Origin of the sequence: Pseudomonas sp. AN3A02, from assembly GCF_011765255.1 — a bacterium.
Classification (GTDB): domain Bacteria; phylum Pseudomonadota; class Gammaproteobacteria; order Pseudomonadales; family Pseudomonadaceae; genus Aquipseudomonas.
Genome location: NZ_JAARNI010000003.1, coordinates 56,936 through 83,354, shown reverse-complemented (window position 1 = coordinate 83,354; position 26,419 = coordinate 56,936). Strand labels below are relative to the sequence as shown.

Below are 26,419 nucleotides of genomic sequence, written 5' to 3'. Positions count from 1 at the left end.
CAACGGTCAAGACCGCTGACCGCTCGCTGCGAGCAATTCCTTCAAAATCGTCGCCGGGTCGGCCCGCTGTTGCTTGCGGTAGTTGCCTACATGGCGAACGAATAACGTCGCGCGCGTCACCAGGCTCTTGCCCAGTACCGGCTTGCGATCCAACTCTTCCTTGATCCGTTGAAACTGCGCCTGGATCACGGCATCGGTGTAGCGCGTGCCGGTGGCCAGGTTGTCGATATAGATCGCGACCGCGCCATCCAGCGCGCTGCGCCCATTGGTGATGGCCGTGGCGAACAGCTGCGCGCTGGCTTCATCCTTGGCGTCGATAGCCTGCTGGCGGCTCTTCTGCAAATTGATCAGGCGGATGTTGTAGTTGTTGATGGTCTCGGCCACCAGGGCTGCAGACTGAATCAGGTTACCGGCCGCTTCTTCGCGCTGCTGGGCGATCAGCGAGACGTTGCGCTTGAGCTCTTCGTTGACCAACCCAAGTTCGGCTTGCAGGCGCGGGTCGACGCTCGCGGCGATGATGCTGTCCAGGCGCTTGGTCGGGTCCTGGGCGTCGTCGATGGCGTCGGTCAGCGAGGCCAGGCGGCCTTCTTTCTGCCACTGGGCGAACAGTTCCTTGTAGCGCGAGCGCGGTGCCGACAAGGCGCCAATCGCTACGCGAAAGCCGGTGGTCTCGTTGCTTTGTTCGGTGCCGTCAGCGGCGAACAACGGGTACTCGCGGCGCATGCCGGTGAACAGCGTGCCCTCGCCTTCCAGGTAGTTGCCGCCCTTGACCACGAACCCACCATAGGTGCCCTGACGACGCCCGGCGTGCACCAGTTGAAAGGACTCCTGGACCATTTCCGCCGCGTTGCCGATCACATCGAACATGCCGATCGGGTTGGGCAACTTGGTGCCGATGGGCATCAAGCGTGCGGCCTGGCCGGTGCCACCGGCGACCTGATTGAACACCGCATAATCGGCGAGGGGGCCGTCGCTTTCGCTGCCCTCGGTGCGCCGTGGGAACAGCCGGCCTTCCAGGTCCTGACGGCTGACTGCCTGGCCGCCGCGTGCGGCAAACTCCCACTCCACCTCGGTAGGCAGGCGCACAAAACCCAGGCCGCCGTCATCCGCCGAAGCACCGCGACCACTCACCGGCAGCAGCTCGCGGTGATACTTCATCAGCCACGCGCTGTACACCGCCGAGAAGCGTTCCGCCTCAAAGCGCGACAGCTTGACCTTGGGCAGGCGCGCCGCCATGCCGGTGGGTACGTCGCACGCCGGGGCCGGCTCGCCACTGGCCAGGGACTGCGCCTGGGACATGACCTGCGCGTATTGCCGTGCGGTGACTTCGTACTTGCCGATGAAGTACAGCATCGGCTTGAGCGGGGTCTTGGCGTCGGTCTTGGGCATCAGCGGCGCGATGACCTTGTTCCAGTCCTTGGGCAGGTCCTTGAGGGTGAACTGGCCGTTGATGAAGTCCCGGCGATAACCGGAAATGAACGACTGCTGGTAGCCCGCCTCGCCCTCGCTGAACGGGTAGCCGAGGCTGATCTCGCGGTCATCCAGGGTGCCTTGGGCCAGCACATAGGCGTAGCGGAACACCATGTTGCCTTCGCAGGGCAGCGGCAGGCTGACGTCGTCCGGCAACGGCTTGGGGTTGTCCAGCTTGTCGCTCGCCTCATCGGCCCAGGCCACGCAGGACAGGGTCAGCGCCACGGCGGCGCCCAGTAACTTATACATCTCTGATTCCTTCAGAAGCCTGGATCCGCGCCACACGCCAACCGCCACAGGCCGCCGCCACGGCGCTGACGCCAAGGACAGCGGCCAAGGCCAGGCCGTAGTGACGCGCCAGCAGGTGACTGGCGTACTCGCCCGGCACCTGCACGAATAATTGGTTCAGGCCGGACTGCGCCAGGCCATACAACACGCCACTCAATACAGCGGAAAACCCGGCGCTGTAGAGCGCCTGCAACACCACGAACAGCAACAGCCCGGCGGTGGAAAACCCCAACAGCCGCAACACCGACAACTCCCGACGCTTGCGCTCTACCGCTGCCAGCGCCCCGGCAAAGATCGCGGCAAACGCGCCCGCCAACGCCAGCCCGGCGATGATCCAGAACACGATCGACAGGTTGCGGCTCAACGACTGCACCTGTGCGATGGTCTGGGCCTGGGTCGACACCAACAGATTCTGCCCGGCGAAATACACCCGCAGCGGTTCCACATCCACCAGGCGCCGCGCATACAAACGAAACGCCGGGTAAACCCGCTGCTCACTCACACCCACCGCATCGCCGTCCCAGCCAAACGCCGGCACCGCGCGGCCATCGCGATAGTCTTCCGCCGCTTCCAGCAAGCCCAAGTGCGCAAACAGTCCATCCCGAGCGAAAGCTTCCAACGGCAAGACCTGCAGCACTTGAACCCGAGTGCGCTGCGACTCGACCCGCCCCGCCACCTGGCGACCAAAAACCGCCTCCAGCCAATCCCCGGCCTTTGCCCCGAGCTTCTCGGCGGCGGTCTGGCTCAGCACGATTTGATCCAGGCCCTTGGGCATCGGCATACCGGCCAGCAATGGATCGTTGTCGGCGGTCGGCAGCATCTCTACCGTCACGGCGCCCAACTGCGCCGTCGCCGCAATTTGCCGAGTGCGTGGCAAGGCAAACGCCACGTCGCCGCGCTGGCGGAGCTGCTCGACAAACTCACTGCTGAATCGACCACCGCCCAACGGAATAATTTCCCGGGTGGCCGGGTCGTTTTCCAAACGTTCGGTCAAACTGCTAACCAGTCCATATTTCAGGCCGAATAACACCAACAGCGGTGCGATCACCGCCACCAGCGCGAGCACCGAACACACCGACAGCCACGCGTCGTTGCGGTAATCCTGCCAGGCCAGGGAAGCCACCAGTGCGATACGCATCAGCAGGCCTCCCCGAGGGTCGCGGTGACACCGCCGTCGGTGTCGCGACGGCAACTGATGCGCCGCACCTGCAAGCCACTGGCCCGGGCCAGGGGTTCATCATGGGTAGCGATCACGCAGCACGCGCCGTTATTCCGGGCCTGGGCCAACAGTGCCTGCATCACCCGCTCGGCGTTCAACGGGTCAAGCGCAGCGGTGGGCTCATCCGCCAGCAACAGCTGCGGACCGTGAGCCAGTGCCCTCGCACAGCTGACCCGCTGACGCTGGCCGACGGACAACGCCGCCGGTTTCTTATCCAGTTGATCAGTGATCTCCAACTGCTCGGCCAGCCGCGCCACACTGCCGTCATCCTTTAACCCCAGCAGTTGCCGCGACAACGCAATGTTGCCGCGCACATCGAGAAAACCCAGCAGGCCGCCGGTTTGCAGTACATAACCCAGGTGCCGACTGCGCAGGTCCGCCAGCGTGCTTTGCTGGTCGCCGCGCCAGAGCCCGGCGATGTCGACGCGGTTGAAATCGAACTGCCCGACCTGATCCGGTGCCAGCACCAACGCCAGCAAATCCAGCAAGGTGCTCTTGCCACAGCCGCTCGGCCCAACCACCGCCAACTGTTCACCCGCACGCAGTTGCAGGCCCGGAATCACCAGGCTGTAGCGCTGGGCACCAACGCCCCGGCTCTTGTGCACTGCGCTCAAGTTCAGCATTACGGCAGCGTCGACAGCGGCACGCGGTACAACGCATCACCCGGCTCGGCATCGCCGAAACGGACCCAGTTCGCCACGTCGTTGTGGAAGGTTTCGTAGAGGCGGATCTTCGAGTCCAGCTCGTCGATAAAGTCTTCCTGCTCGGCCACGCTCAACGACAGCCACAAATCCTGGGTCATGTTCAGCGACTTGCTGCGGTACGGCAGGCCTTCGAGGTATTCACCAAGGATGCCGCCGTCCGCCAGGTTGCCGCCTTTTTTCAAGGCCTGTGGATCGCGGCTCATGTAGGCCGAGGCGCTGGCGATTTCCTGGAAGAAATCCTTCGGTGAGGTCTGGGTTTTACGCGCCGCGTCGACGATCAGTTTCAGCGACTGCTGCAAGTCGTTGAGCTGCAATTTGGTCAACATCACGCACACCTGGAAGGCCGGCAGTGCGGTGTTGGTCAGGTCGCGGTCGGCGGTCCAGGCACTCACCAGTTGCGGCGCCTGGCTCGCGGTTTTGCGGCCGAGAAAATCCATGTGCATCGCATAACCGACGGCGGCGGATTTGTCCGCCAGGGTCGGCGCGGTGCTGAGCAGCGGCACCGCCTGCGGCGTGTTGCTGCGCACCTGATGCACCAGGTTGGCGAACACCGTACCGATCTCGTCGACCCGCTCGCCGAACTTGCGCACATCGCCACCGGGCACCGGCGTGTACAGGTCGCCGATCTGCGGGTTGGCGTCGGCGGTGAGTGTGCGGTACTGGGTTTCGGCGCCGCTGTGGGTTTTCTTGCCGGCGTCGGTGCGCAGGTGCAGGGCGTAGATCTTGATCTGCTTGCCCAATGCAGCCTGGCGTACTTCGGCTTCGTTCATCTGGGTGGTGGCGAACGGGTCGTTCTTGCGCAGCGCACCGGCGTCGGTCACCAGAAGGATCAGGCGCCCGCCGTAGCCGGACCAGTCCATGCCTTCCACCGCCTGCATCACACCGGCGAACGCATCTTCGTTGAACGAGTGGCTGGACACAGTGGACGCCTTCACCTGCCGCGCCATGTCGAGGAAGCGTTGCGGGTCGCGGCCCTGGTCGAGGGTGATCAGGGTCTTGGCCACGTATTCCAAGCCCGGGGTTTTCCTGATGCTGTTGCGAAAGCCCACCAGGCCAAAGCTCACACTGTCCAACTCACCACGTTCGGCAATACGGGTTTGCAGTTCGTGGACCACGTCGCGGACCTGGTCGATATACGGCTGCATGGACACGGTGGTGTCGACCACCAGCACCACGGCCGTACGGAAGGCATCGGCGTGGGCGTCGGTCACCGGGGTTCGGCCGACGGCCTTGGCAATGGTGTTCGGTGTGCTGCCGGGGTCGATGGAGGCGACGTTGAGCAACTGCACCGGCTGGCCGTTTTCGTCGAAGCTCTCTTTGGAGTCGAAGATCGGCAGCAAGTAGAACTGGTTCTGCGGGACGGCGCTGGCGGTGGGTTCCAGGGCCAGCACTTGCTGGTTGTCCTCGCTGTTTTTCTGCACCTTGAGCAGCAGGTTTTTCGCCGCCGCCGGATCAGCCAGCAGTTTTTCCACTTCTGCGGATTGGCGCAGGAACATCACCGGCGCCCGGCCCGATCGCTCGGTGAACTTGAGCACCAGGCTCTGCTTCCAGTCGCTGACTTGCGCCGCCGGCAACCAGCCGTCGCTGCGCCCGTCGGTGGCAGCGCCAACCCGCAGCCACGGGCTGCCGTCGACGTCCTTGCGCTGGTAGACGTAGAGCACCGAAAACGCCGGCAAACCCTCGCCTGCCGTGCCGCCCGCGTCACTCGACAATTTCGCGCCGGGCTTGCTCAGTACCCGCTGGAACAGGGTTTTCTTGCCTGCCATCAGCAACGGCCGTTGGCCGCCATCGGCCTGCGCCGTAACCGGTTGCGCGGCAGGCGGCGTGGCAGGCGGCGTGACGGCCTTGACCGCGTCGGCAACCGGCGACGCGGCGGGTGCGTCATCTTTCAACCACCAGTAACTCGCGCCACCAATCGCCAGCGCGACCGCTACGGCAACCGCTGCCAACGCCATCATCGGCCCACGGTTCTGTTCGGACACGGCGGAGTGTTGCGTCGGTGCTACCACCGGCTGGCGCACGGGTTGTGGCTGCGGCTTTTCAGTCGGAATTTCGATCGATACCGGCGTCAATCCGGCCAGGTCATTCGTGACCGAAAGCGGAATCGGCAAAGGCCGAATTAACGTCGCCTCGACCTCGGCCTCCTTCGGCAACTGATCCAGCGCCGCCAGCAACGCCGCCGCATCCGGGAAACGTTCCGCCGGGTCTTTGGCCAGCAGCTTGCGCAGTACCTCCTGATAACGCCCGTGATGCACCGGTAATTCCGGCAGCGGTTCAGTCAGGTGCGCCAGCGCAGTGGAAAGCGCATCGGTGCCGTTATAAGGCAGCTTGCCCACCAGAATTTCGTAGAGCACCACGCCCAACGCATACAGGTCGGCGCGGCCATCAATCTCCTGGCCCCGCGCCTGCTCCGGGCTCATGTAGCTCGGCGTGCCAACGGCAAATCCGGCCTGGGTGAACTGCGTGCGGTCATCCAGGGATTTGGCGATACCAAAGTCCGACAACACCGCCGTGCCATCCGCGCGGAACAGAATGTTCGCCGGCTTCACGTCACGGTGGACCAACCCCTGGGCGTGGGCATAGCCCAGCGCCGACGCGATCTGGCGGATATACGTCAGCCCCTGCTCCGGCGTCAGGCCAGCGGCGATGCGCTCCTTGAGCGTGCCATTGGGCAGGTATTCCATGGCCATGTAATACAGCTCACCGACATTGCCGATGTCATGGATGGTCACGGTATGCGGGTGGGACAGGCGCGCCAGGGTCTTGCCTTCGCGCAGGAAGCGTTCGCAGAAGCTCGGGTCGGCCGCCAGCGCCGCCGCCATGATCTTCAGCGCCACCTTGCGCTCCAGGGACCGCTGGGTCGCCAGGTACACGCTGGCCATGGCGCCAACGCCAATTTCGCCTTCGATGTCGTAGCCGGGAATGACGATGTTCATGTCGACACCTTCACAACGATGGCGGTGATGTTGTCCGGCGCGCCGCGATTGAGCCCCAGGTGCACCAGGCTGCGGACGATTTCGTCGGGCTCGGCATGGCTCAACACTTCGCGAATCTCGTGGTCCTCGACGGTCTTGTTCAGGCCGTCGCTGCACAGCAAGTAACTGTCGCCGGGGGCGATCAACAGGTCGACCGACGACAACGCCAACTGCGCTTCCACGCCAATCGCGCGGGTGACGATATTCGCCCGTGGATGCACCCGGGCGTCGGCTTCGCTGAGCAGGCCGCTGTCCTGCAAATCCTGTACGTAACTGTGGTCGCGGGAAATGCCTTCCAGCACGCCATCCCGCAGGCGGTACAGGCGACTGTCGCCGGCCCACAAGCACACACCGCGCAAGCCTCGGGTGGCGAGCAACACCACGGTGCTGCCCATCATGCTCACGCCACGGTGGGCGGTTTCTTCGCGTACTGCGCCGTTGACCCGCAACAGGTCGCTGCGCAACGCCGCCGTGTATTCCTCAAGGGAACGGCCGACGGGAATGCTGCGCAGGCTGTCGACGATCAGGCTGCTGACGTAGTCCCCTGCCGCATGCCCGCCCATGCCGTCGGCCACCACCCACAGGCCGTTTTCCGGCAGGTCGAGGCAGGCGTCTTCATTGACTTGGCGAACCATGCCGACATGGCTTTTGCTGGCGGATTTGAACGTGGACCGCATCTACACAACACCTTCTTGGCCAAGCAAAAATTGCGCAAAATCGTCGGCGGCAGGCAGGCCCTGACACCGCAATAAACCGGGGGAAATCTGTTGCGAACCACGGCCCCACCACAGGCTCGCGCCTTCGCAGGCCTGTTCGGCAAGCGCAGTCATCCGCGCTTGCGGGTCTGTGGCAGCGACGCGTTGCAGGCCGGCAAAGCGGCTACCCAAGGTGCGTGGTTGGCAGGCTGGAGCGCCGAGGGATTCGATCCCGTCGCTGAAACCTTCGAAGGTGGCACCGGGATCCAGCGTGCTCAACAGCAGTTCTTCCACCTGTTCAAACCAAGCGTCCGGGCCGCTGACGACGGAGGCTGGGTCGCTGTCGTGATCCAACAGCGCAGCCACGGTCAGCGGGAAATAGCGCCCTACCCGGTCGATGCTCGGCATCACCACGCCCACCGCCGCGTCCGGCCCGCACACACCGGGTGCCAACACGAAACGCCACAGCGGGCTGACCAGGTAAGCGTTCAACCAGTCAGCCCCAAGGCGGGTCTGGCTGGCGAGCAGCCCGGACGCCAGCCAACTGTCCCAAGGACCGATAAAGCTCTGCGGCAGCGCGCGACTGACAAAGTCGCCGCGGCTGGCCAACTTGCCGTAGAAACCCAGCGTGGTCATAGCCGCTCCGGTAGGCTGAAGCCGTTAAGCACGCGGCTCTTGAACGGGTTGAAGGCGCTGTTGGCCCGCAACTCGTAGGAGATGCTCGCGCCGTCGACCCGCAGGCGCAGGTTGAAACGGTCCGGCGAATTGCCGGCGGTCAGGTCCGATTGTTCCAGCAACCGGAACCATGCCCACGGGCCATCCAGCGTCACACCGGAGCGCCCACTGGCCGACGGCGGCATGATGGAGATGCGCACCACGCCAATGCTGCCGGGGTTCGGCCACTGCATCGCGACCGGGCGGCTCGGGCCGTGGTCGTAGCTCAGTTGCTGGCCGTCCAGGTCCAACAGGAACTGGGTGATGGTCGCGTCCATCGCCACCGGCTTGAGTTCAAAGCGCACGATCGGCTGAGTGCCACCGGCGCGGAAAAACGCGTCACGAATGGTTGCCGCGCGCTGGAAGGTTTGCAGCACGCCCGGCGCGATGCCGAGCTTCTGCGCCGCGCCCGGCTGCCAGCGCCAGGTTTGCGTGGAGGTGTCGACGTAAGGTTGCAGGTACTTGCGGAAGTAGTTGTCCATCACCCCGCCCACCCCAAAGAACTGCCCGAAGTCATCCAGGGTCGCGTCCCGCGCACTGCCGGGCGACATCGGATAACGCCCGGCCAGGGACTGGCGATACACGTTCACCACTTCACTGACCCACGCCGCATTCAACTGGTTACGCACCCCGCCCATCATGCTGTTGGTGGTGGAGTTGACCACTGACTTGACCATGCCCTGCACCAGCGGCGGCTGGCGTTCGGCATTCAGGCTGACCCGCGTGGCCGCAGCCGCTGCCTGGTTTTTCGCTTCGCCGAGCAACGCATCGCCGCTGGCGCCGACCATGGCGCTGACCTGCACATACAACGCATTCATGTCCGACAGCAGGCCATCAATGGCCGCCGGTTCGCCTTCGTTCTTGCTGACGATGCTGTTGAGTTCGGCGAAGTGCGCGGTCACCGGATCTTCACTGGCCGCTGGTGCATTCGCGGTTGGTTGGTCCTGGCCAAGCAGGCTGCCGAGACGTTCCTTGAGCTTGTCCACGCCACCTTCCACCGGCGCGCCCTTGGCGGCCAGCAGGCGTTCTTCCGCCTGCAAGTCGGTCTCCTTGGAGACCGCCACCAGCAGCTTCTTCAGCGGCGAGGTCGGTCCGGAAATCACCCGCAAAACGTCGGCCGCCTGGGCCACGCTGGTGATCGGCACAAAGTCGATGTCGGCCAGCAAGGCGTCCCACTGGCGTTGATAGTCCTGGAAGTACAGGCGACGCACGTCGGCCGCGAGGCTGACCACATTCTGTTGATCCGCCGGCTCGCGGCCCAGCACCCATTGCTCTTCAGCGAGGGTGCCGGTCTGGTTCAGGCTGGTCAGCAGGAAGCCCTGGCGATAACCCTTGGCGGTGAAGAAGCCGCTCAACGGCTCACCCAACGGCTTGCCACTTTTGCGACTGAACACCAGCGCGGCATCGCGGCCCGCCGCTTCGTTGATGCGAAAGTCCGGCACGCCTTCCGGCAATTTCTGGCGCTTGATCCGGTCGTAGACGCGCTGGGCCACCGGCAGTTGCTGCAGTTGCCGACGCAGGTCGTCGATCAAGCGCGGGTCAAGCCGGGCGCTGGGCGGATGCCGCTCGAACAAGGCCTGCAAGTGCCCGATCAGTGCCTGGCGCTGGTCCGCCGGCAGGTCGCGCGGCAGGTTGCGGTCCCAGTCCAGGGCGATCCAGGCCTTGATGAAGTCCGGGTCGTAATGCTCACTGTCAGCGAGCATCAGGTAGGCCTTCAAGCCTTCATAGAGGAAGTCGGAATTGCCGCCGCCGTGCAGTTGCTCTTCGATGCGCGTCACCAAACGGGGCGCGAACACGGCAATCAACAGCTTGCGGTAGACGCTGGCGGATTCGGCTTCGAGCATGTCGCCCTGATACAGGCCCAAGCCTTCGGACCAGCTCGGCGAGTCGCCCGCCAGGTTCTTCACGGCGTTGAGCAACGGCAATACCGCGAGCACTTCGCGTTGCGCCGGGCTCAGGTTCTGCACGGTCTGGCCCAGCGGTGCGACCTTCTGGTCAACCTGGGCGATGTAGGCCTGGTTGGCGCGATAACTCACCCACCACAGCGTGCTGACGACCAGCACCAACGCCACGGTTGCGGCCAGCACGCCACGGGCAATCCACTTGCGGCGGCGCTCGACCTTCGGGTTGACGCCCACCAGGCCACGCTCGGCAAACGCCACGGCGGTGAACAGTTTTTCGATGAAATAGCTGCGCCCGGTGCCGGTCTGGCGCGCCAGGTGCTGGCGGTCCAGGTTCATGCTCTGGGCCATGGCGCCGATCAAGCGGTCAATCGGGCTGCCTTCCTGGGTGCCGCTGGTGAAGTACACGCCGCGCAGCAAGACGCGCTCTTCAAAGGCATTGGGTTTGAACACGCCTTCGAGGAAGCTTTGCAGGCAATCCTTCAATGCGCCGAACTGCTGCGGGAAGCCGTAGATCAGGTCGCGCCGGGCCGGGTCGCGCTCCTGTTGCAGGCGTTCCACCAGGCGCTCGTTGAGCCGCTGTTCCAGGCCGGCGAATTCGCTTTGCAAATGAGCCAACGGGCTGTCGCTGTTCTTGCCGTCGTCCAGGGCGAAGGTCATGCCCCACACCTGGGCGCGCTCTTCCTTGCTCAGGTTGTCGAAGAACTCCATGAAGCCCGGCACCAGGTCGAGCTTGGTCAGCATCAGGTAGATCGGGAAGCGCACGCCCAGTTGGGTGTACAGCTCCTGGATGCGCAGGCGGATCGCGGCGGCATGGGCGGCACGCTCGGCGTCGCTGCCCAGCAGCAGGTCCGAGAGGCTGATGGCGATAAATGCGCCGTCAATCGGGCGCCGGGAACGCTGCTTTTTCAGCAGGTCGAGAAAGCCCAGCCAGGCGGCTTTATCTACAGTGGAGTTGCTGTCCTGGGTGGTGTAGCGGCCAGCGGTGTCGAGCAATACGGCCTGGTCGGTAAACCACCAATCGCAATTGCGCGTACCGCCCACGCCCCTTACCGCACCGGCACCCAACTGCGCAGCCAAGGGAAAGTGCAGGCCGGAATTGACCAGCGCGGTGGTCTTGCCCGAACCCGGCGGGCCGATGATCACGTACCACGGCAGCTCATACAGGTTGCGGCGCTCGTCACCGCCCAGCTTGGCCTTTTTCAACAGGGCCAGGGCTTCGTCCATCCGCTGGCGCAGGGTTGCCAGCTCTTCGGCAGTGGCGACACTGGCCGGGTCTGCCGGGGTTTCTGCGGCAAGGCTGCGCATCACTTCGGCGGCCTGGCGGCGGGCCTGGATAATCCGGAACACGCGGTAGGCAATCCACACCGCGAACACCAGGATGATCAGCGCCCAGCGGCGCCCTTCCGGCACCAGCACATCGAGCAACGGCCCCACGAACCAGATGATCAGGCTTAAGGCGATCAGGCCCAGCAACGGGATCACCCAGCGAATCAAAAAACTGAAAAACGCCTTCACTCGACCCCCTCCGCCAATACGGTGATTTCTACCCGGCGATTGCGCGCACGGCCTTCAGCAGTGGCGTTGGTCGCCACCGGCTCGGTGTCGCTACGGCCCTCGGCGCTGAAGCGTTCCGCCTGGCCGGTCTTGGCCGCGAGAATCTCCAGCACCGACTTGGCCCGCGCCTCGGACAGCGCCCAGTTGGACGGGAAACGCAGGGTCGCAATCGGACGGTTATCGCTGTGGCCGGTGACGCGCACCTGGCCCTTGACCTTGCGGATGGCGTCGGCGATGCGCAGCATCAGCGGCTGGAAGTCATCGACGATGCTGGAGCTGGCCGAGGCGAACAGTTCATCGCCACGGATGGTCACCACGGAGCGGTCGACGGCATCTTCCACAGCCACGCGACCGGCCTTGATGTCTTCCACCAGGAAGCCTGCCAGGCGTGGTCGCTCAATGATTTTCGGCTGGGCGACTGGACGGTCGATGGCCTGCACCGGGATCTCGCCCAGGGCATGAATATTCTTGAACACCGGCTCGGCATCCGACGCCAGTTTCATCCGCAACCCGAACAGCAACGCCAGCAACAGCGCCACGCCGATCGCCACGGCAATCCACGGCGGCATGAATTGCGCCAGGCGATCACGGGCCACGGTCACGCCGCGCCAATGGGGCGACAGCTCGCGTTCATGCTCGCCACGGGCACTGCGAATCGCCGCCGCGGTGCGCTCGCGCAAGGCTTCCAGCTGGCTGCGGCCGTCGTTCATCACGCGGTAGCGACCTTCGAAACCCAGGCACAGGCACAGGTACAGCAGTTCCAGCAGGTACAGGCGTTCCCGCGGGCTTTGCAGGCAGTGATCCAGCAACTGGAAGACCTTTTCGCCGCCCCAGGCTTCGTTGTGCACGGTGATCAGCAGGCTCTGCTTGCCCCAGTCACTGGCACTGCCCCACGGCGTACTCAGCACGGCTTCATCGAGGGCGGTGCACAGCGCGTAACGCGCCAGCAGCACGTCATTGCGGGCCACGCCGGCGGCCTCGGCACGCTCTTCAAACTGGCGCAGGTAGGCCAGCAATTGCGCGCGCAGGCTCGACGGCGCCGGGTGGGAAATGGTGTTGCGCAGGCGTGTCAGCAGCGACAGCAGCGGGCCGGCGGCGCTTTCCAGTGGGTTCAGGCCTTGGGCCTTGCCGGTCAGGATCGGCGCGGCAGGCATCGACAGCGGCGCCGTCTCTGCGCGAACCGGCTCCGGTGCGCGGCCACCCGGGCGCGGCATGAACTGGGTGCGGTCATCGTCATTGGGATGCATCGCGGATTATCCTCGGATGGCCCAGAAAGCCAGGTTCAACCCCGGGAACTGGCCGGCGATGTGGAACGCAAAGCCGCCGGAATTACTCAGTTGCTGCCAGTGCTCGCTGCCCCGGTCCAGCTCGTAATAGGTGCTGCCTGCGTGGTACGGAATCTGCCGTGGCGCCACCGGCAGCGGCAGCAGGCCGATGCCCGGCAGTTGCAGGTTGACCAGGTCGCGAATGTGTTCCACCGACCCGACTTTGCTTTGCTGGCCGAAGCGCGCGCGCAGGGTTTCGCCCGGCACATCGGCGCGCACCACCAGGATGAAACTGGCGCTGTCGATCAGGGTTTTGTCGGCCAGCATCGCCACGTGCACGCCGTAGGCTTTCTCGACAATCGGGATCGGCGTGGCCTTGCTGTCGATCAGCATCGACAGTGCTTCGCGCAGCGCCTGCATCACCGGGGTGAAGCTCAGGGCCAGGTCGTCATGCTGGTATTGCGGGTATTCCTGGGGGCGGCGGCCAGTGGTGGAGAAGGTCGAGAACTCGCCGGCCAGGCTCACCAGCTCACTGAAGAAACGCTCTGGGTGCAGCGGGCTCAACTGGCTCAGGTGCTGGATCAGCGGCTGGGCACGGTTGACCAGTTGCAACAGCATGAAGTCGGCAATTTCCGAAGCTCCACCGGCGCCCGAAGCCACTACGCGCCCGGCCAACGCTTCGCCGCGCTGGTGCAGCAGGCCCAGCAGTTCGCTGCGAAACGCGGTCAGCGGTTTGCTGGCAGCCACGTCGAGTACCGGCGGGATGTAGCTGTCGTCCAGCACCAGGGCGCGGTCGGCGCGTTTTTCCTTGATGCGCACCAGGCCGATGGCTGCGTAATCGCTGATGCCATCCTGGGCAGTCAACAGCCGCAGGGCACGGGAACCGACCGCCACCGGCGCACGGTTTTCAAAGGGGGCGTTGTCGTCGCGCACTTCGCGCACCTGGCTGACGTAGCGCGCCGCTTCCAGGGCTTCGCCTTCGTCGACGGTGTCGCGGGCGCCCGCACGCTTGAGGGGCAGCGCCAGGTAGACCAGGCCATCGCGCAGGTGGTCGTCGATGTTCAACGGGCTCGGCGCCAGGTCGTCCTGGGGGATATTGAACGGCGTACCGTCGGGCAACAAACCGCGTGCCGAGACAATCGCCAGCTTGCCCTGGGCCAACAGGCCCTGGTCGATCAACAATTCGGAGAAGCCCCAGGCCCCTGCCGACAACGGGCGGCTGCGCGCATCGATCAGGTTTTCCAGGTAACGGTCATGCTGCTGGAAGTGCTGCGTTCCGATGAACATGCCTTCCGACCAGACCACGCGATTGTTCCAGGACATGGGGGCTCCGATTCTTATTGGGCAGGGCTGGATGGGGGAACCACGACGTCGGCACGCACCGCATGCACATCGAGGCTGATCTGGTATTCGGTGTATTGGCGCGCCGGCACGTTAAGCACGGTGCGCCACACGGCGCGGTCCAGTTCGCGATAGCCCACCAGCAGGCCGATCTGGCGGGTGGACGGGTCGAGGTCGCGCTGAATGCTCAATTGCTGGCCGGGCTGGATCACCACTTCGTCCTGGTCGAGCAGGTCGAGGCCGAGGGTCGACTGGGCGCGATCGGCCAAGGCGAAGTAGTCGGAACGGCTGAAGGTGGCGGCGTTTTTCAGTTCGAAAATCCGCACCCGTACCGGGGCTGCCTGGCCATTGGCGCCGGGGTTGAGCCCGGTGATGGCGTGGAAATGCAGCTCGACGGCGGCGGTGTCTGCCTCAGCCTCGGGGGCTTCGGGCTTGGCCGCATCCTTGGCACACGCCGTCAGCAGAAGCGCGGTGGCGGCTGCGAGTAAAAACCTGGGAATCATCCTGCGTCCTCAATGACGTACTTAGCTATCCGTTGTTCCATGTACTGCGTTGTTAGTGACGCTGTCGGCTGCTGTGCTCTTCGTAGGCACGGCTGAATTCACGCCCGAACAAGTCCTGGAAATCTTCCTGGGCCTCGCGGGAAATATTGCTGTAGAGCTCGGTGAACTGCTGCCAGTACTGGGCCTGGCGCGAACCGTTGAAAATGCTCGACAGCCCGCCGGGCTTGCCCATGCGCTCTTCGAGCTGCGCCGGTTCAAAGCGCGTCAGCAGGTGCTTGATGGCGGCTTCGACCCCGGCCATTACCGCCAATTGGTGTGCGCGCAGATCGTCGAAACTGTCGCGAACCGCCACGTCCGGCGCCATAAACGCCTGGTTGCTGTGACGTAGGAGCAGCAGTAACGCTTCATCGGCGTTGGGGGCGAATTTCAACGGGTTGTTTTCCACCGGCTGAATCACCGTCTGCTGCATGCGGAACTCACCCTTGAGGCTGCTGCGGGCACGCAATACGTCGATCAAACCTTCGACCATCAACCGGTAGCTGCGGCCGATGCTTTCCATCTGGGCTTCGGCTTGGGCCTTGTCCAGCCGCAACTGATCGAGGCCGGCACCGCGCAGGAAGGCTTGCAGCAAATCGGGTGGGTTGGCGTCGGCCACAGGGAGCGGCTGCTCAACCTTGGGAGGCTCGATAATCGGTGTTGGAGGAGGTAGTGGCGGCGGCGCAACAGGCTGGGGTGCCGGTGCATCGCCAAACAAATCCCAGTCGTCGGGAATGATTGAGCCCGAGACCACAGGCGCAGGCGGTTCAGCCACGGGCAGCGGTGTCGGCGGACGGAAGTCGTGTTGCTCGGCCGGTACGTGGTCGTGCACGGTGGCCGGCGGTACGCTGGTGGGCGCGAGGAAGTCGAACAGGTCCGGCAGGGTGTCCATCGACGAGGCGCCCTGGAACTGCGGCGCGATCACCGGGTGCGGCGTCGGGGTGCTCACGGCGGCGCCCATCAGGGCTTCGAAGCTGTTGGAGGCGTCACCGGTGAAAGACGGGGTATCTGTCACTTTCAGGTTGAAATCGATACGCGCCTGGATTTCGTAATCACCGATGCGGATCAGCTCACCGTCTTGCAATGGCTCGCTGTTTCCCCGGCGCAAACGGATGCCGGCGTTGACTAGCTCAACACCGTTAGTGCTGTTATCGGTTAAATAATAACGACCATCTTTGTATTGAATAACGCAATGCTGCGTGGAAACCAGGCGCTCCGGGTCAGGCAGTATCCAGTCATTTTCGGAACCGCGGCCAATAGCCATCGCTCCCTGATCCATGGACTTTTCAGGGCACTGGCCAGGGGTAATCTTGTGATAACTAGTGATAGTCAAACACAGCGACATCATGCCTCCTTGCTGATACTTCGCGCGCGGCCGTTCCCTGGGAGAAATGCTCCCGAGGGATCCACGACAGATCCTTTCAACACCTTGAAAGCCTGCTTCAACCCGCGTAATAGCTGATCTTAACCGGCCTGTATGACAAAAATCCTGCCTCGGCACCTGCTTCGACTGATCGGTCGCGCAGGATGTTAAGCACCGCACATCTGTCATAGAGGGCGAATAGCTTACCTTGACAAGGCATAAGTACTACACCAAAAATGCACAACTTCTTGAACACCAATGATGGCACTTTGAAATCAGCATGATGTCAAAGCGCTAAATATGACCAAGAAAACATGCAAAGTTCCTCGCGCAACTAATGCATGAGTTGCCCGTCATCTAACGGGCTGATAGGGAGATCGAATTTAGTGGATGTGCCTCTGCTGCTCGCCGCCGTTTCCGCGACTTCGCCTTGTGGCGAAGACTTGGAATATGACGCCGATTATTTGCATCTTGAGCGTGCCGCACAGGGTCAACCCGAGCGCAGCATGGGCGACTCGATCCTGCCCGCCGAACCTCCGGAATGGCGCAGCATCCAGCAGCAAAGCCTCGACCTCCTGCAACGCAGCAAAGACCTGCGCATCACCCATTTCCTGTTGCAAAGCGCCCTCGCCCTCCAGGGCATCGCGGGGCTTGCCGACGCGCTCACGCTGATCAACGCGCTGCTGCGCGAATACTGGGCCGACCTGCATCCGCGCCTGGATGCCGATGACGACAACGACCCCACCGTGCGCATCAACGCCCTCAGCGGCGTGACCAGCGACGCGAACATCCGCCTGCTGCGCGAAGCCATTCTTACCCGTTCGCGCACCTTCGGCCCCGTCAGCCTGCGCGCCGCGCTGAATGCCAGCGGGCTGCAGAGTTTCCCCGGCGAAAGCCTCGGCGCCGAACAGCTCAACGGCGCGTTCCTCGACAGCGATGCCGAGCAACTGCAAGCCACCCGCGACGCGCTGAACGCCGCCCGCGCCGCCTGTGATGCCATCGAACAATACGTCAGCGACCAGGTCGGTTCCGCCCAGGGCGTGGACCTCGGCCCCTTGAAGCAACTGCTCAAGCAGGCCGTGCAGATACTCAACCAATATGCCCCACACAGCGGCGCCGCCAGCGAGCCCGAGGTTGTCAGTGACGACAATGCCCCCTCGGTTGAATACGCCGCCGCGCCCGTTGCAGCACGCCCGACCGGCGACATCGCGAGCCGCGATGAAGTGCTGCGCAGCCTCGACAAAATACTTGCGTACTACACCCGCCACGAGCCTTCGAGCCCGCTGCCGGTGCTGTTGAACCGAGCGAAGAATCTGGTGCACGCCGACTTTGCGGCCATCGTGCGCAACCTGATTCCCGACGGCATGTCCCAATTTGAAAATCTGCGCGGGCCGGACAGCGAATAAGCGTACGGATCGCGCAGTTACAACACCGTCGCTCAAGCGACCAGGAGCAGCAACGTGGCGAAGCAAAGTTCTCAGAAATTCATCGCGCGCAACCGTGCGCCTCGGGTGCAGATCGAGTACGACGTCGAGCTCTACGGCGCCGAGAAAAAGGTCCAGCTGCCCTTCGTCATGGGTGTGATGGCCGATCTCGCCGGCAAGCCCGCCGAGCCTCTGGCGCCGGTGGCCGACCGCAAGTTCCTTGAAGTGGACGTCGACAACTTCGACTCGCGCCTCAAGGCCATGCAGCCACGCGTCGCGTTCCACGTGCCCAACGAGCTGACCGGCGAAGGCAACCTGAGCCTGGACATCACCTTCGAAAGCATGGACGACTTCAGCCCCGCCGCCGTGGCGCGCAAGGTCGACTCGCTGAACAAGCTGCTCGAAGCCCGCACGCAGCTGGCCAACCTGCTGACCTACATGGACGGCAAGACCGGCGCTGAAGAAATCATCATGAAAGCGATCAAGGACCCGGCATTGCTGCAGGCCCTTGCGAGCGCGCCGAAGCCGGCAGGGGACCAGTAATCATGACCGAGCATACCGCCCGCGAAGGCGCCCAGAACCTGGGCGCTACCGAAGAAACCAGCGAGTTCGCGTCGCTGCTGCTGCAAGAATTCAAACCCAAGACCGAGCGTGCCCGCGAAGCCGTGGAAACCGCCGTGCGCACCCTGGCCGAGCAGGCACTGGCCCAGACGGACCTGGTGTCCAACGACGCGATCAAGTCGATCGAATCGATCATCGCCGCCATCGACGCCAAGCTCACCGCCCAGGTCAACCAGATCATCCATCACCAGGATTTCCAGCAACTGGAAAGCGCCTGGCGTGGCCTGCACTACCTGGTGAACAACACCGAGAGCGATGAGCAACTGAAGATTCGCGTGCTCAACATCTCCAAGCCGGACCTGCACAAGACCCTGAAGAAATTCAAGGGCACCGCGTGGGACCAGAGCCCGATCTTCAAGAAGATGTACGAAGAAGAATACGGCCAGTTCGGTGGCGAACCTTACGGTTGCCTGGTGGGCGACTACTACTTCGACCAGTCGCCTCCCGACGTGGAGCTGCTGGGCGAGCTGTCGAAAGTCTGCGCCGCGATGCACGCGCCGTTCATTGCCGCGGCTTCGCCGACTGTGATGGGCATGGGCTCGTGGCAGGAACTGTCGAACCCGCGCGACCTGACCAAAATCTTCACCACCCCGGAATACGCCGGCTGGCGCTCCCTGCGTGAATCGGAAGACTCGCGCTACATCGGCCTGACCATGCCGCGCTTCCTGGCGCGCCTGCCGTACGGCGCCAAGACCGACCCGGTGGAAGCCTTCGCCTTCGAAGAAAACACCGACGGTGCCGACAGCTCCAAGTACACCTGGGCCAACGCGGCCTATGCGATGGCGGTGAACATCAACCGTTCGTTCAAACACTTCGGCTGGTGCTCGCGCATCCGTGGCGTGGAGTCTGGCGGTGAAGTCGAGAACCTGCCGGCCCACACCTTCCCGACGGATGACGGCGGTGTGGACATGAAGTGCCCGACCGAAATCGCCATCAGCGACCGCCGTGAAGCGGAACTGGCGAAGAACGGTTTCATGCCGCTGCTGCACAAGAAAAACACCGACTTTGCCGCCTTCATCGGCGCCCAGTCGTTGCAGAAACCGGCCGAATACGATGACCCGGACGCCACCGCAAACGCCAACCTGGCCGCGCGCCTGCCGTACCTGTTCGCCACCTGCCGTTTCGCTCACTACTTGAAGTGCATCGTGCGCGACAAGATCGGTTCCTTCAAAGAGAAGGACGAGATGCAGCGCTGGTTGCAGGACTGGATCCTCAACTACGTGGACGGCGACCCGGCGCACTCCACCGAAACCACCAAGGCCCAGCATCCATTGGCGGCTGCCGAAGTGATCGTGGAAGACGTTGAAGGCAACCCGGGGTACTACAACTCCCGGTTCTACCTGCGCCCGCACTACCAGCTTGAAGGGCTGACGGTGTCGCTGCGCCTGGTATCGAAACTGCCTTCGGCGAAAGGCGCGTAATAAAGATCCGCCGGGATCGGGCTTTTTGTGGGAGCCGGGCTTGCCCGCGATGCAGGCGACGCGGTCTGTCATTCAGACCGCAGTGATGCCATCGCGGGCAAGCCCGGCTCCCACAGAAAAGCACCGCCCTTGGGTTAACCAAATATCGTGGCTGAGTCCACACAGGGAGAAAACATGGCTGTTGATATTTTCATCAAGATCGGCGACATCAAGGGCGAGTCCATGGACAAGGCCCACAAGGACGAAATCGACGTGTTGAACTGGAGCTGGGGCATGGCCCAGTCCGGCAACATGCACGTTGGCGGTGGCGGCGGCGCGGGCAAGGTGAACATCCAGGACCTGTCGCTGACCAAGTACGTCGACAAGGCCTCGCCTAACCTGATGATGCACTGCGCCAGCGGCAAGCACATCGACAAGGTCACGCTGACCGTGCGCAAGGCCGGTGGTGAAAGCCAGGTCGAGTACATGATCATCAACCTGGAAGAAGTGCTGGTCACCTCCCTGAGCACCGGCGGTTCGGGCAGCGATGATCGCCTCACCGAAAACGTGACCCTGAACTTTGCCCAGGTGATGGTGGACTACCAGCCACAGAAAGCCGACGGCACCAAAGACGGCGGCGCGATCAAGTTTGGCTGGAACATTCGCTCCAACACCAAACGCTGATTGCCCCTGTAGCCGCCACCCCAAGTGGCGGCTGCAAGCCCCCTGTTCCTCTCGCAACCCGTCCGTGGAGCTGCTTTGGTGGTAACTGAAATTGCTTCCCGCGATCGCCTGCAACCGTCCCTGCTGGACCGGTTGACCGACGATGACCCGACCAATCCCAAGGAAAGCGCCGACAAACGCGTGCTGTCCCTGAGCCAATTGAAAGCCTCGGTGCTGCGTGACCTGACGTGGCTGCTCAACACCACTTCACTGCTCAACGCCGATGCCACGCTGCACACGCCGGCCGGTACGTCGGTGGTCAATTACGGGCTGCCTGCCCTGGCGGGCAACAGTGTCTCCAGTGTCGACGTCAGTGCCCTGGAAGCCTTGATTCGACAAGCTATCGCCACCTTCGAGCCGCGTATCCTGCGTCATACCCTGCGGGTCAAGGCGCGCGTCGGCCATGGCGAGATGAACCATAACGCCCTGAGTTTCGAGATCGAGGGCGACCTGTGGGCGCAGCCGGTGCCATTGCGCCTGTTGCTGCAAACCGACCTGGACCTGGAATCCGGCCATGTGCGCGTGGTCAACGCCGACCAGCGGAGACGCCCATGAACCCGCGCCTGCTGGAGCTGTACAACCAGGAACTGCACCACGTGCGCGAAAGCGCCGCCGAGTTCGCCAAGGAATACCCGAAGATCGCCAGTCGGCTGACCCTGTCCGGCATGGACTGCGCCGACCCGTACGTCGAGCGTTTGCTCGAAGGCTTTGCGTATCTCACGGCCCGGGTGCAGCTCAAACTCGACGCCGAGTACCCGACCTTCACCAACAACCTGCTGGAGATCGCCTACCCGCACTACCTGGCGCCGACCCCGTCGATGACCGTGGTGCAGTTGCAGGCCGATCCCGATGAAGGCTCCCTGGCCAGTGGTTTTCCACTGCCCCGCGACACCGTTTTGCGCGCCGCCTTGGGCCGCGAAACCCAGACCTGCTGCGAGTACCGCACCGCGCACCCGGTGACACTGTGGCCGTTGCAGGTCGCCCAGGCCGAGTACTTCGGCAACCCGTCCACGGTGCTCGGGCGTTTGGCCGCCAGCGAACCCAAGGCCAAGGCCGGCCTGCGCCTGACCTTGCGTACCGGCGCCGAGCTGCCGTTCAGTAGCCTGGCGCTGGATAACTTGCCGCTGTACCTCAGCGGTGCCGACGAGCAACCGTTCCGCCTCTACGAACAGCTGCTGGGCAACGCCTGTGCGGTGTTCGCGCGCAAGCCTGGTGGCGATTGGGTTGAACGCCTGCCGCAGGATGCCTTGCGCTCCCGGGGTTTCGACGACGCCGATGCGGCAATGCCGGTGGTGCCTCGGGCATTCCAGGGCTATCGCTTGCTCCAGGAGTACTTCGCCCTGCCCCACCGTTTTCTATTCGTTGAATTCGCTGAGCTGAGCCGCGCCGTCAAGCGCTGTGACGGCCAGGAGCTGGAACTGATCGTGCTGTTCGACCGCCACGATCCAAGCCTGGAAGGCAGCGTCGGCAAGGCGCAGTTCGTGCCGTTCTGCACCCCGGCAATCAACCTGTTTCCCAAGCGCGTGGACCGGATCCACCTGTCCGAGCGGGTCAACGAACACCATGTGATCGCCGACCGCACGCGGCCGATGGATTTCGAGATTCACTCCTTGAGTGGCATCACGGGCCACGGCACCGGACCGGAGCAACCGTTCTTGCCGTTCTACGCCGTACGCGATCCGTCGCGCTATGGCCGTGACCAGGCTTACTACACGGTGCGACGCGAACCCCGCGTGTTGTCCAGCGACCAGCGCCGCAACGGGCCGCGCTCCACCTATGTGGGCAGCGAAACCTTCGTCAGCCTGGTGGACACCCAGCAAGCGCCGTACCGCCATGACCTGCGCCAACTGGGCGTTACCGCGCTGTGCACCAACCGCGACTTGCCGCTGTTCATGAGCGTGGGCAACGGCAAGACCGACTTCACCCTGGCCGACAGTGCGCCGGTCTTGGCCGTGCGTTGCGTCGCCGGGCCAAGCCGCCCGCGCGCCAGCCATGCCCATGACGCCAAGGCCTGGCGCCTGATCAGCCAGTTGTCGTTGAACTACCTGTCGCTGAGCGAGCAAGGCCAGGGCGCCGCCGCGTTACGCGAACTGCTGCGCCTGTATGGCGACAGCAACGACGCCGCCCTGCAATTGCAGATCGAAGGCCTGCGGGAAGTCAGCAGCAAAGCGGTGACCCGCCGCCTGCCGATGCCCGGCCCGATCGTGTTTGGCCGGGGCCTTGAGATCACCCTGGAGTTTGATGAAAACGCGTTCCGCGGCACCGGCGTGTTCCTGCTCGGTGCGGTGTTTGAACGGTTCCTGGCACGCTATGTGTCGATCAACAGTTTTACCGAGACGGTGATCCGTACCACCGAACGCGGCGAGATCATGCGATGGAAAGCCAAGCCCGGACGCCGTCCGACCCTGTGAGTACTCTGGATGCGATGCATCAGGAGCCCTGGGAATATGACTTCTTCCAGGCGCTGCGTCGTATCGAGTGCGAATCGCCGGACCTGCCACGCCTGGGACATTCCCTGCGCCTGGCGGATGACCCATTGCGTCTCGGGCAGCAGGCCGATTGCACCTTTGCGCCGGCCACATTGGCCTCGGTCGAACCTGGGGCTGAAGGCCAGCCGGCACGGCTGGAGCAGTTCTTCTTCGGCCTCGGCGGCCCCAACGGCCCGCTGCCGCTGCACATCACCGAGTACGTGCGTGAGCGCCAGCGCAACAACGCCGACAGCACCAGCAAGCGCTTCCTGGATGTGTTCCACCACCGCCTGCTGACTCTGTTTTATCGCGCATGGGCCGAGGCACGGCCGACCGTCAGCCATGACCGCCCGGACGATGACTACTGGTCGGCGCGCCTCGCGGCACTGAGTGGTCGCGGTACACCGAGCCTGCTCAACCAAGGCCTGATCCCCGACACGGCGAAGCTGCATTACAGCGGCCACCTGTCGGCGCAAACCCGCTACCCGGATGGCCTGAAGGCGATTCTCGGCGAGTACTTCGGCCTGCCGGTGGAAATCGAAGAATACGTCGGCCAATGGCTGGAACTGCCCGAGCGCAGCCGCGTGAGTGTCAGCGCCAACCAGCTGGGCGTGGACTTTTGCCTGGGCAGCCACGTGTGGGACCGCCAGCACAAATTCCGTATCCGCCTCGGCCCGCTGAAGCTCGATGACTACATGGGCATGCTGCCTGGCAGCCAGCCGTTCAACGAGCTGGTGGCGTGGGTCGCCGAGTACCTGGGCCATGAACTGGACTGGGACCTGAACCTGATCCTGCAACAACCGGAAGTGCCGGCCCTGCAACTCAACGGCCAGTTCCGCCTCGGTTTCAACACCTGGCTCGGCCAACCCGAGCATGACGCCAACGACCTAATCCTGGCCCGGCATTACGCCGAACACGCCAACACCTCAAGGAATCCAGAGCATGGGTGAAATCAGTCGCGCCGCACTGTTCGGCAAACTCAACAGCGTGGCCTACAAGGCCATCGAAGCCGCCACCGTGTTCTGCAAGCTGCGGGGCAACCCGTATGTGGAACTGGCCCACTGGTTTCACCAGTTGCTGCAACTGCAGGACTCAGACCTGCACCGCATCATCCGGCAGTTCAACGTCGAGCCGGCGCGCCTGGCCCGTGACCTGACCGAAGCCCTGGACCGCCTGCCCCGTGGTTCGACGTCGATCACCGACCTGTCGTCCCATGTGGAAGAAGCGGTCGAGCGTGGCTGGGTCTACGGCAGCCTGATGTTTGGCGAAACCCAGGTGCGCACCGGCTACCTGGTGCTGGGGATCCTCAAGACGCCAAGCCTGCGCCATGCGCTGCTGGGGTTGTCTGGAGAGTTCGACAAGATCAAGGCCGAAGCCCTGAGCGAACGCTTTGACGAGTACGTCGGCGACTCGCCCGAAAATGCACTGAGTGCCAGCGACGGTTTCAATGCCGGCGCCGTACCCGGCGAAGCCAGCGGCGCCATGGCCCCGAGCGCGATGGGCAAGCAGGAAGCCCTCAAGCGCTTCACCGTCGACCTGACCGAACAAGCCCGTAGCGGCAAGCTCGACCCGATCGTCGGGCGTGACGAAGAGATCCGCCAACTGGTGGACATCCTAATGCGTCGCCGCCAGAACAACCCGATCCTTACCGGTGAAGCCGGCGTCGGCAAGACCGCCGTGGTCGAAGGCTTCGCCCTGCGCATCGTCGCCGGCGACGTGCCGCCAGCGCTGAAAGATGTGGAACTGCGCAGCCTCGATGTCGGCCTGCTGCAAGCCGGCGCCAGCATGAAAGGCGAGTTCGAACAGCGCCTGCGCCAGGTCATCGAAGACGTCCAGGCCTCGCCGAAACCGATCATCCTGTTTATCGACGAAGCCCACACTCTGGTAGGTGCCGGTGGCGCCGCCGGGACCGGTGACGCGGCCAACCTGCTCAAGCCTGCCCTGGCCCGTGGCACCTTGCGTACCGTGGCCGCCACCACATGGGCCGAGTACAAGAAGCACATCGAAAAAGACCCGGCCCTGACCCGCCGCTTCCAGGTGGTACAAGTGGCCGAGCCGTCGGAAGACAAGGCGCTGCTGATGATGCGCGGCGTGGCCTCGACCATGGAGAAACACCATCAGGTGCAGATCCTCGATGAAGCCTTGGAAGCGTCAGTGAAGCTGTCCCACCGCTACATTCCGGCGCGTCAATTGCCGGACAAATCCGTGAGCCTGCTGGACACCGCCTGCGCCCGCGTCGCCATCAGCCTGCACGCGGTGCCGGCGGAAGTCGACGACAGCCGCCGTCGAATCGAGGCACTGGAAACCGAGCTGCAAATCATCGCCCGCGAGCATGCGATCGGCATCGCCATCGGTGCGCGCCAGACCAACAGCGAAGCGCTGCTGGGTGCCGAACGCGAGCGCCTGGCCACCCTGGAAACCCGCTGGGCCGAAGAGAAAACCCTGGTGGATGAGTTGCTCGCCACCCGTGCGACGTTGCGTGAAAAAGCCGGTGTGGTTGACAGTGATGCGGGTAATAACGAGAGCGACGAGCTGCGTGCGCAACTGGTCGATCTGCAACAGCGCCTCTCCACCCTGCAAGGCGAAACCCCGCTGATCCTGCCGACCGTGGATTACCAGGCCGTGGCCTCGGTGGTCGCCGACTGGACCGGCATCCCCGTGGGCCGCATGGCCCGCAACGAACTGGAGACGGTGCTCAACCTCGACCAGCACCTGAAGAAGCGCATCATCGGCCAGGACCACGCCTTGCAGATGATCGCCAAGCGCATCCAGACCTCCCGCGCCGGCCTCGACAACCCAAGCAAGCCGATTGGCGTGTTCATGCTCGCCGGCACCTCCGGCGTGGGCAAGACCGAAACCGCCCTGGCCCTGGCCGAAGCCATGTACGGCGGTGAGCAGAACGTCATCACCATCAACATGAGCGAGTTCCAGGAAGCCCACACCGTGTCGACCCTCAAGGGCGCGCCACCGGGCTACATCGGCTACGGCGAAGGCGGCGTGCTGACCGAAGCCGTGCGGCGCAAACCCTACAGCGTGGTGCTGCTGGACGAGGTGGAAAAAGCCCACCCGGACGTGCACGAGATCTTCTTCCAGGTATTCGACAAGGGCGTGATGGAGGACGGCGAAGGCCGGGTGATCGACTTCAAGAACACCTTGATCCTGCTGACCACCAACGCCGGTACCGAGCTGATTTCCCGGGTCTGCAAAGACCCGGCGAACATCCCAGAGCCCGAGGAAATCGCCAAGGCCCTGCGCCAACCGTTGCTGGAGATTTTCCCGCCGGCGCTGCTCGGCCGCCTGGTGACCATTCCGTACTACCCGCTGAGCGACGAGATGCTGAAAGCGATCACCCGCCTGCAACTCAACCGCATCAAGAAGCGCGTGGAGAACACCCACAAAGTCGCCTTCGATTACGACGACGAAGTCGTCGACCTGATCGTGTCCCGCTGCACCGAAACCGAAAGCGGCGGGCGGATGATCGACACCCTCCTGACCAACAGCCTGCTGCCGGACATGAGCCGCGAATTCCTCACCCGCATGCTCGAAGGCAAGGCGCTGGCGGGGGTGCGGATCAGCACGCGGGATAACGAATTGCACTACGACTTCAACGACGCGGATTGACCTGACGGAATGCGATCAAAACTGTGGGAGCGGGCTTGCTCGCGAAAGCGGTGTATCAGTTGAGGCATCCGGTGACTGATTCACCGCGTTCGCGAGCAAGCCCGCTCCCACAGTTGGAGCCGGTTCCTACA

The 26,419-nt window shown here is 63.7% G+C and carries 19 protein-coding genes; 8 read left to right on the top strand and 11 right to left on the bottom strand.

What is annotated here, in order from left to right; genetic code table 11:
• Positions 1-6: 6 nt before the first annotated feature.
• From HBJ59_RS14835 to tagH, 11 genes are read right to left on the bottom strand one after another with little or no spacing between them, the layout of a single operon-like run.
• Positions 7-1,719 (bottom strand): SUMF1/EgtB/PvdO family nonheme iron enzyme, encoded by a 1,713-nt coding sequence (locus tag HBJ59_RS14835; protein ID WP_063033839.1) that lies wholly within the window; start codon positions 1,717-1,719, stop codon positions 7-9.
• Positions 1,712-2,896 (bottom strand): ABC transporter permease, encoded by a 1,185-nt coding sequence (locus HBJ59_RS14830; protein ID WP_167663995.1) that lies wholly within the window; start codon positions 2,894-2,896, stop codon positions 1,712-1,714. The genes HBJ59_RS14835 and HBJ59_RS14830 overlap by 8 nt, the downstream gene beginning before the upstream one ends.
• On the bottom strand, positions 2,896-3,600 hold the full coding sequence (locus HBJ59_RS14825; protein WP_076013167.1) for an ABC transporter ATP-binding protein: 705 nt from the start codon (positions 3,598-3,600) through the stop codon (positions 2,896-2,898). Before HBJ59_RS14825 ends, HBJ59_RS14830 begins: the two co-directional genes overlap by 1 nt.
• Positions 3,600-6,617, bottom strand: coding sequence for a serine/threonine-protein kinase (locus tag HBJ59_RS14820; protein WP_167663994.1), 3,018 nt, complete (start codon positions 6,615-6,617; stop codon positions 3,600-3,602). The genes HBJ59_RS14825 and HBJ59_RS14820 overlap by 1 nt, the downstream gene beginning before the upstream one ends.
• Positions 6,614-7,333 carry a PP2C family serine/threonine-protein phosphatase gene (locus tag HBJ59_RS14815; protein WP_076013169.1) on the bottom strand — a complete coding sequence of 240 codons (720 nt, stop codon included), beginning with the start codon at positions 7,331-7,333 and terminating at the stop codon, positions 6,614-6,616. The genes HBJ59_RS14820 and HBJ59_RS14815 overlap by 4 nt, the downstream gene beginning before the upstream one ends.
• Positions 7,334-7,987, bottom strand: a complete 654-nt coding sequence (tagF, locus tag HBJ59_RS14810) for a type VI secretion system-associated protein TagF (RefSeq protein ID WP_167663993.1) — start codon at positions 7,985-7,987, stop codon at positions 7,334-7,336.
• Positions 7,984-11,484 carry a type VI secretion system membrane subunit TssM gene (gene tssM, locus HBJ59_RS14805; protein WP_167663992.1) on the bottom strand — a complete coding sequence of 1,167 codons (3,501 nt, stop codon included), beginning with the start codon at positions 11,482-11,484 and terminating at the stop codon, positions 7,984-7,986. The genes tagF and tssM overlap by 4 nt, the downstream gene beginning before the upstream one ends.
• Complete coding sequence (locus tag HBJ59_RS14800; protein ID WP_076013172.1) at positions 11,481-12,770, bottom strand: DotU family type VI secretion system protein; 1,290 nt, start codon at positions 12,768-12,770, stop codon at positions 11,481-11,483. Before HBJ59_RS14800 ends, tssM begins: the two co-directional genes overlap by 4 nt.
• 6 nt (positions 12,771-12,776) lie before the next feature.
• A complete protein-coding gene (tssK, locus tag HBJ59_RS14795) occupies positions 12,777-14,111 on the bottom strand; it encodes a type VI secretion system baseplate subunit TssK (protein ID WP_076013173.1) in 1,335 nt (444 codons plus the stop codon).
• Positions 14,112-14,125: 14 nt separating this feature from the next.
• Positions 14,126-14,632, bottom strand: a complete 507-nt coding sequence (tssJ, locus tag HBJ59_RS14790; RefSeq protein WP_076013174.1) for a type VI secretion system lipoprotein TssJ — start codon at positions 14,630-14,632, stop codon at positions 14,126-14,128.
• Positions 14,633-14,684: 52 nt separating this feature from the next.
• Positions 14,685-16,013, bottom strand: a complete 1,329-nt coding sequence (gene tagH, locus HBJ59_RS14785) for a type VI secretion system-associated FHA domain protein TagH (protein ID WP_167663991.1) — start codon at positions 16,011-16,013, stop codon at positions 14,685-14,687.
• A gap of 404 nt (positions 16,014-16,417) precedes the next feature.
• Here tagH and tssA point away from each other — a divergent pair, with 404 nt between their 5' ends.
• From tssA to tssH, 8 genes are all read left to right on the top strand, one after another.
• The gene (gene tssA, locus HBJ59_RS14780) at positions 16,418-17,437 is read left to right on the top strand and encodes a type VI secretion system protein TssA (protein WP_076013176.1); all 1,020 of its coding nucleotides are present in this window, start codon (positions 16,418-16,420) and stop codon (positions 17,435-17,437) included.
• Positions 17,438-17,491: 54 nt separating this feature from the next.
• Positions 17,492-17,998 carry a type VI secretion system contractile sheath small subunit gene (gene tssB, locus HBJ59_RS14775; RefSeq protein WP_010168268.1) on the top strand — a complete coding sequence of 169 codons (507 nt, stop codon included), beginning with the start codon at positions 17,492-17,494 and terminating at the stop codon, positions 17,996-17,998.
• A gap of 2 nt (positions 17,999-18,000) precedes the next feature.
• Positions 18,001-19,497, top strand: a complete 1,497-nt coding sequence (gene tssC / locus HBJ59_RS14770) for a type VI secretion system contractile sheath large subunit (RefSeq protein WP_167663990.1) — start codon at positions 18,001-18,003, stop codon at positions 19,495-19,497.
• Between the two features lie 174 nt (positions 19,498-19,671).
• Positions 19,672-20,160, top strand: coding sequence for a type VI secretion system tube protein Hcp (locus HBJ59_RS14765; protein ID WP_003213345.1), 489 nt, complete (start codon positions 19,672-19,674; stop codon positions 20,158-20,160).
• 78 nt (positions 20,161-20,238) lie between these two features.
• Complete coding sequence (tssE, locus tag HBJ59_RS14760) at positions 20,239-20,754, top strand: type VI secretion system baseplate subunit TssE (RefSeq protein ID WP_063034108.1); 516 nt, start codon at positions 20,239-20,241, stop codon at positions 20,752-20,754.
• Positions 20,751-22,610, top strand: a complete 1,860-nt coding sequence (tssF, locus tag HBJ59_RS14755; RefSeq protein ID WP_167663989.1) for a type VI secretion system baseplate subunit TssF — start codon at positions 20,751-20,753, stop codon at positions 22,608-22,610. Before tssE ends, tssF begins: the two co-directional genes overlap by 4 nt.
• On the top strand, positions 22,574-23,617 hold the full coding sequence (tssG, locus tag HBJ59_RS14750; RefSeq protein WP_008439466.1) for a type VI secretion system baseplate subunit TssG: 1,044 nt from the start codon (positions 22,574-22,576) through the stop codon (positions 23,615-23,617). Before tssF ends, tssG begins: the two co-directional genes overlap by 37 nt.
• Positions 23,610-26,288, top strand: a complete 2,679-nt coding sequence (gene tssH / locus HBJ59_RS14745) for a type VI secretion system ATPase TssH (protein WP_167663988.1) — start codon at positions 23,610-23,612, stop codon at positions 26,286-26,288. The genes tssG and tssH overlap by 8 nt, the downstream gene beginning before the upstream one ends.
• Positions 26,289-26,419 lie beyond the last annotated feature (131 nt).

What these genes read in the sequence shown, in the direction of transcription:
- HBJ59_RS14820 (WP_167663994.1), bottom strand. Translation starts at nt 6,617, where the DNA reads ATGAACATCGTCATTCCCGGCTACGACATCGAAGGCGAAATTGGCGTT.
- tssH (WP_167663988.1), top strand. Translation starts at nt 23,610, where the DNA reads ATGGGTGAAATCAGTCGCGCCGCACTGTTCGGCAAACTCAACAGCGTG.
- tssF (WP_167663989.1), top strand. Translation starts at nt 20,751, where the DNA reads ATGAACCCGCGCCTGCTGGAGCTGTACAACCAGGAACTGCACCACGTG.
- tagF (WP_167663993.1), bottom strand. Translation starts at nt 7,987, where the DNA reads ATGACCACGCTGGGTTTCTACGGCAAGTTGGCCAGCCGCGGCGACTTT.
- tssK (WP_076013173.1), bottom strand. Translation starts at nt 14,111, where the DNA reads ATGTCCTGGAACAATCGCGTGGTCTGGTCGGAAGGCATGTTCATCGGA.
- HBJ59_RS14815 (WP_076013169.1), bottom strand. Translation starts at nt 7,333, where the DNA reads ATGCGGTCCACGTTCAAATCCGCCAGCAAAAGCCATGTCGGCATGGTT.
- HBJ59_RS14830 (WP_167663995.1), bottom strand. Translation starts at nt 2,896, where the DNA reads ATGCGTATCGCACTGGTGGCTTCCCTGGCCTGGCAGGATTACCGCAAC.
- tssC (WP_167663990.1), top strand. Translation starts at nt 18,001, where the DNA reads ATGACCGAGCATACCGCCCGCGAAGGCGCCCAGAACCTGGGCGCTACC.
- tssG (WP_008439466.1), top strand. Translation starts at nt 22,574, where the DNA reads ATGGAAAGCCAAGCCCGGACGCCGTCCGACCCTGTGAGTACTCTGGAT.
- tagH (WP_167663991.1), bottom strand. Translation starts at nt 16,013, where the DNA reads ATGTCGCTGTGTTTGACTATCACTAGTTATCACAAGATTACCCCTGGC.
- HBJ59_RS14835 (WP_063033839.1), bottom strand. Translation starts at nt 1,719, where the DNA reads ATGTATAAGTTACTGGGCGCCGCCGTGGCGCTGACCCTGTCCTGCGTG.
- HBJ59_RS14825 (WP_076013167.1), bottom strand. Translation starts at nt 3,600, where the DNA reads ATGCTGAACTTGAGCGCAGTGCACAAGAGCCGGGGCGTTGGTGCCCAG.
- tssJ (WP_076013174.1), bottom strand. Translation starts at nt 14,632, where the DNA reads ATGATTCCCAGGTTTTTACTCGCAGCCGCCACCGCGCTTCTGCTGACG.
- HBJ59_RS14765 (WP_003213345.1), top strand. Translation starts at nt 19,672, where the DNA reads ATGGCTGTTGATATTTTCATCAAGATCGGCGACATCAAGGGCGAGTCC.
- HBJ59_RS14800 (WP_076013172.1), bottom strand. Translation starts at nt 12,770, where the DNA reads ATGCATCCCAATGACGATGACCGCACCCAGTTCATGCCGCGCCCGGGT.